16 protein-coding genes and 1 pseudogene are annotated in these 13147 nt (G+C 71.7%); 8 read left to right on the top strand and 9 right to left on the bottom strand.

Annotation, left to right across the window (positions count from 1 at the left end; genetic code table 11):
- Complete coding sequence (locus AC5L30_RS16150) at positions 1-1182, bottom strand: acetoin utilization protein AcuC (protein WP_494868139.1); 1182 nt, start codon at positions 1180-1182, stop codon at positions 1-3.
- A gap of 48 nt (positions 1183-1230) precedes the next feature.
- Entirely contained in the window at positions 1231-2091 is an 861-nt protein-coding gene (locus AC5L30_RS16145) for a sulfurtransferase (protein WP_494868138.1), read from the bottom strand.
- A 100-nt stretch (positions 2092-2191) separates the two neighbouring features.
- On the opposite strand from AC5L30_RS16145, the gene AC5L30_RS16140 reads away from it, so the two are divergent.
- Entirely contained in the window at positions 2192-2881 is a 690-nt protein-coding gene (locus AC5L30_RS16140; RefSeq protein WP_433267982.1) for an iron-dependent transcriptional repressor DtxR, read from the top strand.
- Positions 2882-2900: 19 nt separating this feature from the next.
- On the opposite strand, the gene AC5L30_RS16135 is transcribed toward AC5L30_RS16140, so the two are convergent.
- Together AC5L30_RS16135 and AC5L30_RS16130 are read right to left on the bottom strand one after the other, a co-directional pair.
- On the bottom strand, positions 2901-3449 hold the full coding sequence (locus tag AC5L30_RS16135; RefSeq protein ID WP_494868137.1) for a hypothetical protein: 549 nt from the start codon (positions 3447-3449) through the stop codon (positions 2901-2903).
- 98 nt (positions 3450-3547) lie between these two features.
- On the bottom strand, positions 3548-3802 hold the full coding sequence (locus AC5L30_RS16130) for a DUF5522 domain-containing protein (RefSeq protein WP_494868136.1): 255 nt from the start codon (positions 3800-3802) through the stop codon (positions 3548-3550).
- A gap of 149 nt (positions 3803-3951) precedes the next feature.
- On the opposite strand from AC5L30_RS16130, the gene AC5L30_RS16125 reads away from it, so the two are divergent.
- From AC5L30_RS16125 to AC5L30_RS16115, 3 genes are read left to right on the top strand one after another with little or no spacing between them, the layout of a single operon-like run.
- Positions 3952-4515 carry a dihydrofolate reductase family protein gene (locus tag AC5L30_RS16125; protein ID WP_494868135.1) on the top strand — a complete coding sequence of 188 codons (564 nt, stop codon included), beginning with the start codon at positions 3952-3954 and terminating at the stop codon, positions 4513-4515.
- A gap of 3 nt (positions 4516-4518) precedes the next feature.
- Entirely contained in the window at positions 4519-5376 is an 858-nt protein-coding gene (locus AC5L30_RS16120; RefSeq protein ID WP_494868134.1) for an alpha/beta fold hydrolase, read from the top strand.
- Positions 5377-5409: 33 nt separating this feature from the next.
- Entirely contained in the window at positions 5410-6351 is a 942-nt protein-coding gene (locus tag AC5L30_RS16115; protein WP_494868133.1) for a MerR family transcriptional regulator, read from the top strand.
- A gap of 40 nt (positions 6352-6391) precedes the next feature.
- On the opposite strand, the gene AC5L30_RS16110 is transcribed toward AC5L30_RS16115, so the two are convergent.
- Positions 6392-7327, bottom strand: coding sequence for a DUF2332 domain-containing protein (locus tag AC5L30_RS16110; protein WP_494868132.1), 936 nt, complete (start codon positions 7325-7327; stop codon positions 6392-6394).
- Between the two features lie 146 nt (positions 7328-7473).
- Here AC5L30_RS16110 and AC5L30_RS16105 point away from each other — a divergent pair, with 146 nt between their 5' ends.
- A complete protein-coding gene (locus tag AC5L30_RS16105) occupies positions 7474-8586 on the top strand; it encodes an FAD-dependent monooxygenase (RefSeq protein ID WP_494868130.1) in 1113 nt (370 codons plus the stop codon).
- A 39-nt stretch (positions 8587-8625) separates the two neighbouring features.
- Here the strand turns inward: AC5L30_RS16105 and AC5L30_RS16100 are convergent, their stop codons facing one another.
- Both AC5L30_RS16100 and AC5L30_RS16095 read right to left on the bottom strand, forming a co-directional pair.
- On the bottom strand, positions 8626-9594 hold the full coding sequence (locus AC5L30_RS16100; protein WP_494868128.1) for a CU044_5270 family protein: 969 nt from the start codon (positions 9592-9594) through the stop codon (positions 8626-8628).
- A 15-nt stretch (positions 9595-9609) separates the two neighbouring features.
- Complete coding sequence (locus AC5L30_RS16095) at positions 9610-10179, bottom strand: RNA polymerase sigma factor (protein ID WP_494868127.1); 570 nt, start codon at positions 10177-10179, stop codon at positions 9610-9612.
- Between the two features lie 311 nt (positions 10180-10490).
- Between AC5L30_RS16095 and AC5L30_RS16090 the strand changes: the two are divergent.
- Positions 10491-11156, top strand: a pseudogene (locus AC5L30_RS16090) (bifunctional 5,10-methylenetetrahydrofolate dehydrogenase/5,10-methenyltetrahydrofolate cyclohydrolase); the annotation flags it as partial.
- Between the two features lie 107 nt (positions 11157-11263).
- Here the strand turns inward: AC5L30_RS16090 and AC5L30_RS16085 are convergent.
- A complete protein-coding gene (locus tag AC5L30_RS16085) occupies positions 11264-11482 on the bottom strand; it encodes a hypothetical protein (protein ID WP_494868125.1) in 219 nt (72 codons plus the stop codon).
- Positions 11479-11670, bottom strand: a complete 192-nt coding sequence (locus AC5L30_RS16080) for a hypothetical protein (protein WP_494868124.1) — start codon at positions 11668-11670, stop codon at positions 11479-11481. The genes AC5L30_RS16085 and AC5L30_RS16080 overlap by 4 nt, the downstream gene beginning before the upstream one ends.
- A 127-nt stretch (positions 11671-11797) precedes the next feature.
- Here AC5L30_RS16080 and AC5L30_RS16075 point away from each other — a divergent pair, with 127 nt between their 5' ends.
- Both AC5L30_RS16075 and AC5L30_RS16070 read left to right on the top strand, forming a co-directional pair.
- Positions 11798-12007, top strand: coding sequence for a helix-turn-helix transcriptional regulator (locus tag AC5L30_RS16075; RefSeq protein WP_494868123.1), 210 nt, complete (start codon positions 11798-11800; stop codon positions 12005-12007).
- Between the two features lie 374 nt (positions 12008-12381).
- The gene (locus AC5L30_RS16070) at positions 12382-13008 is read left to right on the top strand and encodes a VOC family protein (protein WP_494868122.1); all 627 of its coding nucleotides are present in this window, start codon (positions 12382-12384) and stop codon (positions 13006-13008) included.
- Positions 13009-13147 lie beyond the last annotated feature (139 nt).

Genomic DNA, 13147 nt, shown 5'->3' with positions numbered 1-13147 from the left:
TCAGTCCCGCGGATCGTGCGGGTCGAGCCCGAGCAGCGGGAAGACCGTCTTGCGGGTGGCCGCGATCGCCCGGTCCACCGCGTTCGGCTCGCCGGTCGGCTGCCACGGCTCGTACGACGGGTCGGCGTCGTCGGTCATCCGCAGCGGCACCTCCCGACCCAGACGGCGGGAGGCGACCAGGTCCCGCCATCCGGGTGGGGTGAGCGTGGCCGGGTCGATCGGGTCACCGGTGGCCACGGCCAGCAGGTGACTCCAGGCCCGGGGCACCACCTCGACGAGCGCGTACCCGCCGCCGCCGGTGGCCACCCACCGGCCGTCGCACAACTCGTCGGCGAGCGCCCGCATCGCCAGGTAGGTGGCCCGCTGCCCGTCGACTGTCAGGTTCAGATCGGCGAGCGGGTCCAGCCGGTGCCCGTCGGCGCCACACTGGCTGACCAGCACCTGCGGCCGGAACGCGCGCAGCACCGACGGCACGATCGCGTGGAACGCCCGCTGCCAGCCACTGTCGTCGACACCCGGTGGCAACGGCATGTTGACCGCGGTGCCCTGCGCGCCCGGCCCACCCGTCTCATCCGGGAAACCCGTGCCCGGGAAGAGCGCCAGCGGGGTCTCGTGCACGCTGACCGTGAGCACCCGGGGGTCGTCCCAGAAGATCTGCTGCACCCCGTCGCCGTGGTGCACGTCGACGTCCACGTACGCGACCCGCTCGGCGCCCAGGTCGAGCAGGCGGGCGATGGCCACCGCCGGGTCGTTGTAGACGCAGAAGCCGGAGGCTCGGGCGGACATCGCGTGGTGCAGCCCACCGGCCACGTTCACCGCCCGCCGAGCGTCGCCGCGCCAGACCGCCTCGGCGGCGGCCACCGTCGCGCCGGCGATGAGCGCACTGGACTCGTGCATCCCCTCGAACACCGGGTTGTCGGAGGTGCCCAGCCCGTACCCGGCGAAGAGCGGGTCACGCGGCGCGTTGCGCACCGCGGCGAGATAGGCCGGCGCGTGCACCCGGGTGAGCAGGGCATCGTCGGCGGGCTCCGGCTTGACCACGCGCACCCCTGGCCGATCCAGGATGCCCAGCTCGCGGGCGAGCGCGATGGTCAGCTCCACCCGGACCGGGTCGAGTGGATGGTCACCCATGTCGTAGGCGAGCAGCGACTCGTCCCACACCACCACCGTGTCGTCGGACATGAGCCCATCGTCGCACGACGACCGGCGCCAGCCCACCGCACGCGCTGGTCAGCGGCCGGGTGTCGACCCGGAGGCGACCGGCCGGGCGGGGTCGGCCACCCAGTTGCTCCAGGATCCAACGTAGAGCGCGGCGTCCGTGCGGCCGGCCAGGTGCAGCGCGAGCACCGCCTGCGCGGCGGTCACCCCCGAGCCGCAGTACGCCCCGACGGCCCGCCCCTCGGTCACCCCGGCGGCGGCGAACCGCTCGCTCAACACCTCGGCGGCCAGGAACCGGCCGTCCGGTCCGACGTACTCCCCGGCGGGCAGGTTCGCCGCTCCCGGCACGTGCCCGGCGACCGGGTCGATTGGCTCGACCTCACCCCGGTAGCGCGGCGCCGTCCGCACGTCCAGCAGCACCGCGTCATCCGCGGCGGCCAGCGCGGCGGCCTGCCCCGCGTCGAGCACCGGGAGGTCACCGGGGCGCACCACGACATCACCGGCGGGTGGGGCGGGCGCGTCGGTGGAGACGGGCCGACCGGCGGCGACCCAGGCCGGGTAGCCGCCGTGCAGCAGGCGCACCGGGCGGTGCCCCGCCCAGCGCAGCGTCCACCAGGCCCGGGCGGCGGCCACGCCGTCGCCGCCGTCGTACACCACCACGGGGTGGCCGGCGCGGACGCCGGCGCCCCGCAGCGCGGTCTGCAACGCGGCCGGGTCGGGCAGGGGGTGCCGACCGCCGGCGCCGGGCGCCCCACAGAGCGCCGTGTCCAGGTCGACGAAGACCGCGCCGGGCAGGTGGCCGGTGAGGTAGTCGTCGCGGCCGGGCGGGCCGATGAGCCGCCAGCGGACGTCGAGCAGGGTGGGCGGATCGGCCTGGTCGAGTTCGGCGACGAGCCGATCGACCTCGACCAACGGCTCCTGGGTACCGGACATGGCGACCATCCAACACCATTCGCGTAGACGGCACGCGGTTCGGCGGCGGTCGCCCGGCGTTCACCGAGGTAACATCGTGCACCGGAGGGCCGCTGACCTTATGAAGTCTCACGACCTGGTCGACACGACCGAAATGTACCTGCGCACCATCCTTGAGTTGGAAGAGGAGGGGGTGCCGCCGCTGCGTGCCCGGATCGCCGAACGGCTACAGCAGAGTGGCCCCACCGTGAGCCAGACCGTCGCCCGGATGGAGCGCGACGGCCTGCTCACCGTCGAGGGTGACCGGCACCTGACGCTCACCGCCCAGGGTCGCGGCAGCGCCGTGTCGGTGATGCGCAAGCACCGCCTCGCCGAGCTGCTGCTGGTCAACGTCATCGGGATGCCCTACGAGGAGGCCCACGAGGAGGCCTGCCGCTGGGAGCACGTGATGAGCGACGCGGTGGAGAAGCGGGTCTACGACCTGCTCAACCGCCCGACCCGTTCCCCGTACGGCAACCCGATCCCTGGGCTTCAGGAGCTGGGTTCCCCGGCGGCGGAGACCACCGACGTCGCCGAGGGCGAGCGCAACCTGGCCTTCCCCGGCCTCTCCGGGCCGGTCGTGGTGCGCCGGATCTGCGAGAGCGTGCAGAAGGACGCCGACGTGTTGCGCCAGCTGCACGCCGCCGGTGTCGACCCGGGCGCCACGGTGACCGTGGCCCAGGAGCGCGACGGGGTGTCGATCGACCGCTCGGGCGACCGGGTACGGCTGCCCCGCGAGGTCGCCTCCCGGGTCTTCGTCGCCGCCAACTGAGCAACCGGACACCCGGGCGTCACAGCGCCCGGGTGTCCACCTTTTTCGCCAGCGCGGCCAGGTCGCCGGTCAGCTTCTCCACCGTCGAGCGCTCACTGCCACGGGCGGCGGTCCAACTCACCGTGGCCAGCCGCCCGTCGCCGGCCAGCCAGCCCACCTCGGCGACCGGCCCGCGCCCGCTCGCCGCGGCGGTGGTCCGCTTGTACGCCTGCTGACCCAGCCCGGTGACCTTCGCCGCCTTGTCCGGCACCACGTCCGCGCCGAAGCTGGTCTTGTCGATCGTGGTCTCGGTCACGCTGAGCGTCAGCTCCGGCAGGGTCGCACCCGCGGCCCGGACCACACAGGTGTGGGTGTCGCCCTGTTCACTGGCCGCCGCCACGTCGAAGCGGACCTTCACCACCTGCTCGATCTCGGTGAAGTCCAGCAGACGGCAGGCGCCGCCCGAGGAGGCCGCCGCCACCTCCACCGTGATCGGCACCGGCGGCGGCACCGCCACCGGTTCCGCCTCGTCGGCGCAGCCGCTCACCAGCAGTCCGGCCAGCCCGGCGACCACGATCCGACCGCGCACGTTCCACCCTCTCCCCGACCGACGGCGGAAGGCGCCCGCCGGATGTCCGTCGGACACCGTACGGGGTGTCGGTGTCGGGCGAAAGCCCCCGCTGACGCCTATTCCGACGGTGGATCATCCAGGTACGGGCAGTGCCGGCAGCCGCGCCCGCAGCACGTGCCCCGGCGGGCCAGGAAAGCGGCACTGAGCACGAACAGCCCGCTCGCCGGGTCGAGGTAGCCGGCCTCGCCGGCAGCCAGCGCGGCGGTGTGCGCGGCGAGGATCCGGGCCCGGTCGGGATGGTCGGACGGCAACCGGGACGGGTGCGGCTCGGTGAGCGGCCGGTCGGCCAGGGGTCGTCGCTCTCCGGTCACCGCAGCAGTCTAGGGACGGTTCGTGGTCGGCCTCTCCGCCGCCTGGATACGCGACATGCCCCGGGCGTCGTCGCGGCGGGCGGTCGTTTCGTCGTACGGTCCGACGACGATCGGTTTCGACACCCATCGACGCATACGGAGGGGACGCGATGCGGAAGATCGTTGTGCAGATGAGCCTGTCGTTGGACGGGTTCTTCGAGGGCTCGGGTGGCGACATCGGCTGGCACCAGGTCGACGAGGAGTTGCACCAGCACTTCAATGATGTGATCGCCCCGATGGGCGGGTTCCTCAGCGGCCGGGTCAGCCACGAGCTGATGGCCGCCTACTGGCCGACCGCCGATCAGGACCCGACCGCCAGCGGCCCGGAGCGCGAGTTCGCCCACATCTGGCGGGACATGCCGAAGATCGTCTACTCACGCACGCTCGACCACGCCGACTGGAACGCGACAGTGATGCGCGAGGTCGACGTCGAGCAGGTCCGCAGGCTCACCGCCGAGCCGGGCGGCGACCTGGCGCTCGGTGGGGCCGACCTGGCCGCGACGTTCGCCCGGCACGACCTGATCGACGAGTACCGGATCTACGTCCACCCGGTGCTGGTCGGTCGGGGCCGCCGACTCTTTCCCGAGGCGGACGCCCCGACTGGCCTGCGACTCGTGGAGAGCCGCGTCTTCGGCAACGGCGTGGTGCTGCTCCGGCACGAGCGGGTCCGCTGACCGATGATCACCACTTTCGACGCGATCGACGGGACCACACTCGCATACCAGACCGTTGGGGATGGAGACCCACTGGTCTGCCTGCCGGGCGGGCCGATGCGCGATTCCACGTACCTCGGTGACCTTGGCGGTCTGGGCGCGGACCGAACGCTGGTCATCCTCGATCTGAGGGGCACCGGCCGCTCGGCGGTCCCGGCGGACGTCTCGACCTGCCGCTGCGACCGCATGGTCGATGATGTGGAGGCGCTACGCGGACACCTGGGCCTCGACCGGCTTGATCTGCTCGGGCATTCCGCCGGCGCCAACCTGGCTCTGCAATACCTGACCCGGCACCCCGATCGGGTGGGCCGACTCGCGCTGGTCAACCCGAGCATCCGAGCGGTCGGGCTGAAGGTGACCGCCGCGCAGCGCCAGGAGGTCACCCGGGCCCGGGCCGGCGAGCCGTGGTTTCCGGTGGCAGCCGCGGCGTTGGAGTCCGTCGTCTCAGGTCGAGCCGGCCCCGGCTCCATGCAGGAGATCGCGCCGTTCCTGTACGGCCGATGGGACTCGGCCGCTCAGGTCTACCAGGCCGCCGAATCCGACCAGCGCAACGACGAGCTGGCTAGGATCTTCAGCTCCGAAGGCGCCTTCGATCCGCCGGCCACTCGTGCGGCGCTCGCCGCACATCGAGGCCCGGTGCTGCTGCTCGCCGGTGCGGTCGACCTGGCCGCACCGCCGGGCCTGGTGGCCCGGTTCGCCGAGCTGATTCCCGGTGCTGAGCTGGTGGTTCAGCCGGACGCCGGGCACTACCCATGGCTCGACGACGCCGAGGCGTTCGCCACGACGGTCGCGGCGTTCCTTGCCGGCTCGGATGGTGCTTGAGTCTCCACCGGGGGGAGACGCGAGGGTGGGGGCATGAGCGGGGAGACGCGTCACACGATCGGCGACCTGGCCCGGCGGACCGGCCTGAGCGTCAAGACCATCCGGTACTACGCCGACAGCGGGATCGTGCCGCCGACGGACCGGAGCCCGGCCGGCTACCGGCGGTACGGCCCGGCGGCCGTGGCCCGGTTGGAACTGGTCCGGACGCTGCGTGACCTGGGCCTGGACCTGACCACCATCCGGCGGGTGGTGAACCACGAGGTGCCGCTGCCCGAGGTGGCGGCCGCGCACGCCGAGGCGTTGGCCGTGCAGATTCGGGTGCTGCGGCTGCGCCAGGCGGTGCTCACCGTCGCGGCGAGGCGCGGGTCGGGCCCGGCGGAGGTGGACGAGCTGCACCGGCTGGCCCAGCTCACCATTCGCGAGCGCGGGCAGTTGGTGGCGGACTTCCTGGACAGCGTCTTCGCCGGCCTCGGTGACCGGCCTGGGTACCCGGGTGTGATCGTCTCGATGACGCCGGAGCTCCTCGACGACCCCAGCACCGAACAGGTCGAGGCGTGGCTGGAGCTGGCCGGGTTGTGCCAGGATTCCGCGTTCCGGGCCCGGATGTCTCGGCTGGCGCGGCAGCACGCCGCCGACCACGACGTCGCGGGGCTGCCCCGCCCGGACGCCGTCGCGGTGGTCCGGGACGCGGTGTCCCCCGCCCTCGCGACGGGTCTCGACCCGGCCAGCCCGGACGCCGATCCGGTGGTCGCGGCGGTCCTCACCCGGTACGCGAGCCTGCACGGTCACTCCGACGAGGCCGACCTGCGTCAGCGGTTGCTCGACCGGCTGCTCCCGGCCAACGATCCTCGCCGGGACCGCTACCTCGACCTGTTGGCGGTGCTCAACGGCTGGCCGACCGGCGATGCGACCGTGCCGGCGGTGGACTGGTTCATCCGGGCCCTGCGCGCCCGGATGCCCGAGCCGGCTCGTTGAGCTGACCGCGTCGAGTCAGCGGCTTGGCGGTTTGGCGACGTCAGCCGAACCAGGTCAACGTCTGGCCATGGCCCCTGGCCCAGGCCAGCGGCTTCCCGTCGAGCGCGAGGACGTTGTGCAGCGCATCGTTCGGCGGGTCGGGCAGCCCGTCGTACCGGAGCACCTTCGGCCCCTCGTTGGCGACCCAGTGCCCCGGCAGCTCGCGGACCAACCGGACGAACGCGTCCCGGCGCGGGGGCGCCACCTGGTAGAGCACGGACGTGTGGAAGACCACCAGCGTCGCGTCGGTCGGCGCCCGCGCGGCCAGCGCCGGCAGGTCGTCCACCAGATCCCCGCGGACCAGCAGCGGCGGGTCGGCCGCGGCGACCGCCGCCGCGCCCCGCAGCCGGGCCCGCCGGTGGGCGTGCTCCGGCCAGACCAGAGCGTCCAACCAGGACACGTCGTCGGGGTCGGTCACGTCGAGCGGGTTGAGGTCCAGGCCGGCCCGCCACACCACCTGGGGTACGCGGGCCGGCGGCACCAACCCGCTGGCCGTGCACTCCAGGATCGGCTCACCCGAGCCGACCTGATGGTCGCCGTAGCGGTACCCGTACCGGTCGGGGTAGAGGCAGAGCCCGGCCGACGCACCGACCTCCAGCAGGGCGAGGGGCTGCGGCAACGCGGCGAGCACCGGCAACAGGACCGCGCACCGGCCCGCCTCGTTCGTCTGGGTGGCCCGGGTGAGCAGTTCCGCCTCGACGGCGGGCCAGTGCGTCAGGACGTAGTCGTGGAAGGTGACGGGATCGTCGACCGGGCCGCCGAGCCAGCGGACGACGCCGAACAGCAGATTCGGCTGCCGCTTGGCCGGCGGGAGCCCGTCGAGCAGCGCGAGCAGGTCATCGTCGCTGGCGACGGCCTGCGACAGGCGCTCGTAGGTGGGCGACACCCCGCGCGCCTCGTGGCTGCCGAACTCGACGTACGCCTCAGCGGTCGTCATGCCCTCATCGTCGCAGCCCATTCCTCGGAAATTCAGCCCCCGTACCCGTGTGCTGACTCACCCGACTCGTAGAGTGCTGCGGCGGCCGGACCGTTGAGCAGCAGCTCAGCGAGGGTTCGGGCAAGGGCAACGGGGAGGAACGTGTCGTGCGGGGTGACGGTGTCCGGGTACTGATCGTCGGCGGGGGTGTCGCCGGACTGGCGACGGTGACTGCGCTGCGCGAGTGGGGCGCGACGATCGACGTGGTCGAGCGGGCACCCGGGCCGACCGACTCCGGCACCGGGATCTACCTCACCGGCAACGCGACCCGGGTGCTCGACGTACTCGGTCTGCGGGAGTCGGTCGCCGACGTTGCCGTGGAGATCGCCCGGCAGCGCAGCGCCAACCAGCGCGGGCGTCGCCTCTTCGACATCGATGTGGCCGCGCTGTGGCGCGGCGTCGGGCCGTGCGTCTCGTTGCCCCGGGCGCAGCTGCACCGGGCGCTGCTCGACGGCGTCGGCGACGCCCCGATCCGCTGGGGCCGCCAGCCGGTCGTGCTGGACCAGGAGGGCGACCAGGTCGCCGTCGAGTTCGACGACAACAGCACCGGGCGGTACGACCTGGTGCTCGGCGCCGACGGGGTGAACTCGACGGTCCGCCGGCTCGCCTTCGACGGCCAGGCCGCCCGCGACCTCGGCCAGTACGCGTACCGGTGGGTCGCCCCCCGGATCGACGACGAGCCGGTCTGGTCGGTGCAGTTGGGGCGCGGAAAGCAGTTCCTGACGATCCCGATCAGCGCCGAGCAGACGTACTGCTACTACAACGACGGCCCGGTGGCCGACCGACCCGGCTGGCGCGACGAGCTGGCTGCGACGTTCACCGAGCCGGTGGCCACCATGCTCAAGGCCCTCGACTACGACGACAGCACGCTGCACGCCGGGCCGAACCAGGAGGTCGTGCTCGACTCCTGGTCCCGGGGGCCGGTGCTGCTGATCGGCGACGCCGCCCATGCCACCTCCCCGAACATGGCCCAGGGCGCGGCGATGGCCCTGGAGGACGCGCTCGTGCTCGCCTCGTCGTTGGCCAACTCCGATTCCGTCGCCGACGCGTTGCGTGGCTACGAGGCGCGGCGCCGCCCGCGTACCGACTGGGTGTTCAGCCAGACCCATCGCCGCGACAAGGCCACGGGGCTCCCGCCCGCGCTGCGCGACCTGGTGATGCGCCGCCTCGGCGAGCAGATGTTCCGCTCGAACTACGGGCCCCTGTTCGTCCAGCCCTGACCGGTCCGACATGACCGGCCCGGCCAGGGCCGGGGCGGCTCAGGGCAGCTGGCCCGGCCGGTCGACGATGGCGATGCGGAGTTGCGCGATGTTGTCGTACAGGGACTCCTTGCCGTTGCGCACCACCGTCCCGCGGGTGCCGAGGAAGACATGGGTGTCGCGGTCGAAGAGCAGGTCCACGTTGCCACCGATCACACCGGGCGTCCGGATCGCCACCCCGTGCCGACCTGCGGCGTCCACCACGTCGCCCGATATGACGACCGCTCCGGGCTCCCGGGCCAACAGTTCGAACAGCGCCGCCAGCGCGCGGGGCGGCACGTAGCCGCCGCGGACCATCGACCGCGCGGTGGTGTACACCATGCTCTCGTCCCCGTAGACGGCCTCCTCGTCGGCCCCTTCGGGAAGATGCAGGTCGACCGGGTTCTTCCGAAGGTATCGAAGCAGCTCGTCCGGATCGGAGGGCAGGTCGCCGTGGTACGCGGGCGGTTGGAACGCGTCGAGTTCCTTCGTGGGATCGGCGGCATCGCCCATCCGGAGCACCCGTAGCTCGCCCCACCCGTTCGGGTCGCTCTCCGGTCGGTAGCGTCCCTGCGTGTACGCGACTCCGCCGGCCGACTGCCACAGTTGGTTCCGTGTGGTCTGGTAAGGGCCGCTGTCCGGCAGGTCCCGGATCGTCACCAGGTTCTCCGTGAAGACGTACTGATCGGGTCGGGCGGTGAGCTCCGGCTGCTGCCGGGCCGCGTCGGCCGCCAAATGGAAGATCTCCGATGCGCTGGCGGTCGGCGGCGGCTCGTCGCCCACCCTCATGGTCTGGACCGCCAACGCACCGGCGGTCAGCGTCACTGCGAGCCCGAACGCTCCGACGAGGCGCCAACCGCGCAGGAACCGGGTACGGCGTCCGGCCGGACGGGCCGCCGACGCCGTCTCGGCCCGGTGGGCGACGTGTGCGGTCAGATCCCTGAGGAGTTGCTCCTCGAAACCCTGCGGCGACCGTTCGATCTCGTTCATCGTCATCTCCGTCTCTCAGGCGAGGGTGGTGACCGGGCGGGCGAGCACGGCGCGGACGACGCGGCGGGCACGATGCAGGCGGACCCGAGCGGCCACCGGTGACATCCCGAGCACGGTCGCCGCCTCCGCGACGGTGAGGCCGTCCACGGCGACGAGTTCAACGAGCGTTCGGGTGCCTTCGGGTAGCTCGCTCAGCGCCCCATGGGTGCGGCGGGCCGCCGACTCGGCGTCGATCCGCTCCTCGATGCGGGCGATGTCATCGGGGCCGAGGTCCCGTCGTCCGGCCAGTCGGCCGGTGACCCGCAGCCGTCGGGCCGCCCGACGCCGCTCGTCGCCGATGACGTTGCGGGCCACCCCGTACAGCCAGCCGATCTGGCTACCCCGCTCCGGCCGGTAGCCGGCCGCCGACTCGATCACCGCCAGGAACACGTCGGCGGTCAGGTCGGCGGCGAGGTGTGGGTCGTCGACCCGCCGCGCCACGAACCGGCCCACCGCCTCCAGGTGCCGCCGGTAGAAGACCTCGAAGGCCACCGGATCGGCTCCGATGCCGGAAATGTCGTCATCGGCTCGGCTCGGCTCATTCACAGGCCGTCCTCCCTCGTAGCCTTCACACCCCTTCTTCGTCAGGCGGAGCGCGGGTGTTACCGAACTGCCCGCCCGGTTCCATCGGCGGCACCATCCCGACAAGCGATATACCTCAGAGTCATACATATGCCTCTGAGGTATATCGACGAACGGCAGCATGCCCCGGTGCGGGTCCGCCGGGCGATGGAGACGGCGCTACTCTCGCGGGCGTCGACCGCCTGGGCGCCTGCGTCGAGGAACCCTCATGACCACGACCAGCAAATCCGCCGCACGTCACACCTCGTCAGACCCCGCCCGGCTCCTGCCGGGTGCCGCACGTGCACCTGCCTGCCACCGCCACCCAGAACGAGCTGCACCAGGCCATTGCCCGGTTCAACAGCGATCCGGGCGTGCACGGGCTGCTCGTGCAGTACCCCGTGCCCGGGCATCTGGACTACGACGCGGCGCTGCAGACCATCGACCCGGACAAGGACGTCGACGGCATGCATCCGCTGAACATGGGGCGTCTCGCCGTCGGCCTGTCCGGCCCGCTGCCGTGCACCCCCGCCGGCATCGAGGCCCTCCTGGCGTACCACGAGATCCCCGTCGCCGGTCGTGAGGTCGTCATCCTCGGCCGGGGCGCCACCCTGGGCCGCCCCCTGGCCATGCTGCTCGCGCAGAAGCGCCCGACCGCCAACGCCGCCGTCACCGTCGTCCACACCGGCGTGCCCGACTGGGCCCGCTACACCCGCCGCGCCGACATCCTCGTGGCCGCCGCCGGCGTTCCCGGGATCGTTCAGCCTGAGCACGTCAAGCCCGGCGCCGTCGTCATCGGCGCCGGCGTCCGCTACGACGGGCGGCGGCTCCTACCTGACGTGGACGAAGCGTGCGCCGACGTCGCCGGCGCCATCACGCCCCGGGTCGGCGGCGTCGGTCCGACCACCGTCGCGATGCTGTTCCGCAACGCCGTGCGCGCCGCCGAGCGAGCGAATCATTAGCCCAGCCGCTGAGATCACTTGATGCTGAGTAGTCAGAACGGATCGCCCACACCTATCAGCATCAAGTGATCGAGCCGGCCTCCTGCACTCGCCGCGCCGAATGAGGTTCAGCGGACCCAGCCCAGGAAGCGCCGGTGCAGCAGCCCGGCGGGCACCCAGGTCAGGTCCTCGGCGGCCCAGACCAGGTAGGACCCCATGTAGAGGGCCAACGACACAGGCGCGCCCTCGAACTCGGCACGCAGCTCGCTGCGCCGAGTCCGGCAGGGCCAAGGGGCGGCGCAGCCGCCGCAGGTCCAGACCGGAAGGACCGGGCCGTGCGTGGTCACTCCTGCTCCTCCCCCGGCCAGAAGCCTCGGCGGATCGGGATGCGATGCCTGGCTTGGCACGGCAGATCATCCGCCCCACACCGGCAGATCCGCCGCCACCGCCGCCACGACCAGACCGGCCGATGCCGCCGCGCCAGAGTCAGCGCCACCGCCAGCAGATAGTCGTCGTACGGCACATGCTTCGGCACCCGGCCTCCCGACGAGCTGTGTCCCGCCGTCGCCTGGCGTGAACTACTCCACCACACATCACCGCACCCTGTCTTGTCAATCTGTAAGTGGCGATCGTCAAGTTTGAGTTGCGCTTACTTTCAGGCCGTGAAGCGACCGCGCTTGTACGGGCCTGGCGAGTTGGCCGCCCTGTTCAACGTGTCGCGGCAGCGGGTACTCCAGATCACCCGCCGCCCCGGCTTCCCCGAGCCGATGGCCCGCCTGATCGGGACGACTATCTGGGACGCGGACGAGGTTGACGAGTGGGCCAAGCACAACCGCCCACCACGCCCAACTGAGGGCGACGAAGACCACTGATCCGGCCGCACCTACCGGAATGTCGTACCGGATTGGTCCCTCAGTACCTGGACCTGGAAGGTGACGCGTCGAAGATCCGTTGGTATCAGCCAGAGGCCGTAAGTCGAGCTACAGCGACAACACCTGTGGCGCATGCGTCGAGGCAGCCAGACTTGGTACGAGCATTGCGGTGCACGGCAGCAGGGGTTGCAGTGGCTCGACTCCTCGTGTGGCGGACGCAGGCCGTAGTCCACGTCCTACAGACGTGGAGGCAACACATATGAGTCTTGACGCAGCGAGTAGGAACGGGCGGGCGACAACCCTGACGGGCCGTTCCGCGTGGTCGACAAGCTGCGGTGGGCATGGGCACTGTTGTCGATGTTAGGTTCGCCGGCATGACAGTGCAGATCCCCGCTGGGCGTTTCCATGCGGCTGACGGTGTCGAGGACTGGCGTTGTCTCTACCACCTGGTCTCGGCCTACTTCCCGACCGGCTCGCTGTCAGCGGGCATCGCGCTCGTCGATGAGGTGGGTCGGCTCGCTGTCGGCGACGAACGCGAGCATCTCAACGTGGACCTGCGCCATGCCGGCGTGACCGTGTCGCTGTCCCGACGCGACATATCACTGGCCCGACGGATCTCGGCCGCTGCCCGGGCGCTGGGCATCCCCGCCGACCCCACGGCCGTACAGCTCATCAACATCACCCTGGACGCTCTGAGCACCGACGTGCTGCCCTTCTGGCAGGCACTGCTCGGCTATCAACTGATCGGTGACGACTATCTGGCCGACCCCGCGCGACGCGGCCCCGGGTTCGGGTTGCAATCCATGGAGGCGGTGCGACCACATCGCAATCGTATGCACCTGGACATCGCCGTCGCGCACGATCAGGCCGAGGACCGCATTGCAGCCGCCCTGGCCGCTGGGGGACGTGTCATTTCCGACGCGCACGCGCCGATGTGGTGGGTTCTGGCCGACGCCGAGGGCAACGAGGCATGCGTCGCCACCTGGCTCGGCCGCGAGTAGCGGCCCTGCTCACGCAACGCGCGGACGACCGCACAAGCCCGTCCTACAGAAGCCCATGGGATTGCATGACATCCGGATCTGCCCGCTGGTCGGGCGTCCGTCGCTGCCGTTCCTCATAAGTTCGGGAGACCCGGGTAAC

The organism is Micromonospora sp. BQ32 (assembly GCF_059358895.1).
This window is presented reverse-complemented; position numbering and strand designations above follow the sequence as displayed.

Excerpts from the sequence above, each read along its gene's own strand:
- AC5L30_RS16120 (WP_494868134.1), top strand. The coding sequence starts at position 4,519 with ATGATCACCACTTTCGACGCGATCGACGGGACCACACTCGCATACCAG.
- AC5L30_RS16100 (WP_494868128.1), bottom strand. The coding sequence starts at position 9,594 with ATGAACGAGATCGAACGGTCGCCGCAGGGTTTCGAGGAGCAACTCCTC.
- AC5L30_RS16145 (WP_494868138.1), bottom strand. The coding sequence starts at position 2,091 with ATGTCCGGTACCCAGGAGCCGTTGGTCGAGGTCGATCGGCTCGTCGCC.
- AC5L30_RS16110 (WP_494868132.1), bottom strand. The coding sequence starts at position 7,327 with ATGACGACCGCTGAGGCGTACGTCGAGTTCGGCAGCCACGAGGCGCGC.
- AC5L30_RS16125 (WP_494868135.1), top strand. The coding sequence starts at position 3,952 with ATGCGGAAGATCGTTGTGCAGATGAGCCTGTCGTTGGACGGGTTCTTC.
- AC5L30_RS16140 (WP_433267982.1), top strand. The coding sequence starts at position 2,192 with ATGAAGTCTCACGACCTGGTCGACACGACCGAAATGTACCTGCGCACC.
- AC5L30_RS16150 (WP_494868139.1), bottom strand. The coding sequence starts at position 1,182 with ATGTCCGACGACACGGTGGTGGTGTGGGACGAGTCGCTGCTCGCCTAC.
- AC5L30_RS16070 (WP_494868122.1), top strand. The coding sequence starts at position 12,382 with ATGACAGTGCAGATCCCCGCTGGGCGTTTCCATGCGGCTGACGGTGTC.
- AC5L30_RS16115 (WP_494868133.1), top strand. The coding sequence starts at position 5,410 with ATGAGCGGGGAGACGCGTCACACGATCGGCGACCTGGCCCGGCGGACC.